2 protein-coding genes are annotated in these 1,984 nt (G+C 65.3%); one reads left to right on the top strand and one right to left on the bottom strand.

Annotation, left to right across the window (positions count from 1 at the left end; genetic code table 11):
• Nucleotides 1-198: 198 nt before the first annotated feature.
• Complete coding sequence (locus Q4E95_RS13300) at nt 199-735, top strand: DUF3515 domain-containing protein (RefSeq protein ID WP_303383754.1); 537 nt, start codon at nt 199-201, stop codon at nt 733-735.
• A 53-nt stretch (nt 736-788) separates the two neighbouring features.
• Here Q4E95_RS13300 and Q4E95_RS13295 read toward each other — a convergent pair whose 3' ends face one another.
• Nucleotides 789-1,949 (bottom strand): D-alanine--D-alanine ligase family protein, encoded by a 1,161-nt coding sequence (locus Q4E95_RS13295; protein WP_303383755.1) that lies wholly within the window; start codon nt 1,947-1,949, stop codon nt 789-791.
• Nucleotides 1,950-1,984: the final 35 nt, after the last annotated feature.

Raw genomic sequence — 1,984 nt, 5'->3', positions numbered from 1 at the left:
CGTCGCCGGGCCCCACCTCGACGTACGGTGACGAGGTCTTGGCCAGCGGGAGGAAGGCCTTCAACAGCTCGGATTCGGAGACCTGCTCCACCGTGGTTGCGGGGGTCGGTGTGGGGAAAACGGTCATGGGTTCAGCGTAACGAGCGGCACACCCTGCTTCGCAGAGGCCACCCGGTCAGCGCGTCTACAGTGGAGATCATGTTCTTCTCCCGCGCGCGTACCCAGGACGGATCTCACGGACTCCACAACTCCACCCGCCGCGCGGCACTGGCGGCCATGACACTGGGGGCTTTGCTGCTCACCGGGTGCGGCTCCCCCGTCACGGTCGAGGGAGCGCCGCACAATACCGATCCCGCGTGCGCGTCCGCCATGCTGGCCATGCCCGAGACCATGGGCGATTTGGACCAGCGGGCCACCACGAGTCAGGGCACCACGGCCTACGGCGATCCCTCGGGGGTGATCGTGCGCTGCGGAGTGGAGCCACCGGCACCCACCACCGATCCGTGCACCAATGTCAACGGAGTGGATTGGCTCATCTCCGAGGTGGAGGGGCAGGAGAACCAGTGGCGAGCCGTCAGTTACGGTCGCTCCCCCGCCGTGGAAATACTTTTCGACACCTCCCGTGTTCCGTCATCCACCGCGATTGTGGAGGCCGGCAGTGCGGTGGCGCAGATCCCCCAGCAGAACTCGTGCTTGTCCGTGTCCGACACCCTGGACCTGCAGAACACCCCCTGACCCGGAACGGGCCACGGGGTGTCAGGACGGTCAGCGATTGAAGCGCGGAGTGGTCAGCGCAGTCCCACGGGGCGTTCGAGCGCCAGTGAAATCAGCTCATCGATCAGATCCGGGTACTGCAATCCGGACGCCGCCCACATCCGCGGGTACATTGAAATCGGGGTGAAGCCGGGCATTGTGTTGATCTCGTTGATGATTACCCGGTGATCGGGCGTGACAAAGAAGTCGCAGCGCGAGAGTCCTTCACCGTCAATGGCGTCGAACGCTCTGGCTGCTTTTTCCCGCAGGGTCTCGATCACATCGTCGGGCAGATTCGCGGGGCAGGACAGTCGGGCGGCGTCGTCCGCCACGTACTTGGCCTCGAAGTCGTAGAACTCGTGACCCTGGACCTCGATCTCACCGGGCAGGGACGCGCGAGGCGTGGACCACTCGTGAGCACCCAGCACGGCGCACTCGATTTCGCGGCCCTCGATCCCCGCCTCGATCACGAGTTTCAGGTCGTACTCGCGAGCGGTCTCGATCGCGGCGTCGAGGTCCTCGGCCCTGTCCACACGGGTGATCCCGAACGAGGAACCGGCACGAGCGGGCTTGACGAAGACGGGAAAACCCAACGCGGCCACGTTCTCACGGACCTGCTCCGGGTTGACTAGCCAGTCGCGGTTGTGGACCACGGTGTAGGGGCCGACCTCCAGCCCGGCGGCCTCGAAGGCGACCTTCATGAAGTGCTTGTCCATGCCGATGGCTGAGGCTGAGACACCGCAGCCCACGTAGGGCAGGTCGGCCAATTCCAGCAGACCCTGCAGGGTTCCGTCCTCTCCGAACGGTCCGTGCAGCAGCGGGAACACGGCGTCGATGTGCCGACCCCGCGTCAGTGCACCGCCTTCGGTCCCGTATTCGTGGACGAGCAGCTCGTTCTCCCCCACCTGCAATGGCAGGGTCACGCGTTTCTCACCCGCGGGCAACACGGCCATGGGTTGGCTGTCCAACAGGGTTTCCAGTTCCTCCTGCGAATACAGGAACCAGGCACCATCGGTGGAGATGCCCACGCTCACCACGTCCCACCGGTCGCGATTGATGGCGCGTAGCACCGAACGGGCGGTGATCAAGGACACCGAATGCTCGGAGGAGCGACCTCCGAACACCACGGCCACGCAGGGTTTGCCGGCCGCGCCGGCCTCCTGCGCGGTCCCTTGGGCGTTGTCCGCCGTGTTCATCATGCGCTGTTCCCTTCGGATTTGAGGTCTCGGCC

It is taken from the genome of Kocuria sp., assembly GCF_030536815.1.
GTDB lineage: Bacteria > Actinomycetota > Actinomycetes > Actinomycetales > Micrococcaceae > Kocuria > Kocuria gwangalliensis.
Note: the sequence above shows the minus strand (reverse complement) of the source record. Positions and strands in the feature narration are given on the sequence as shown.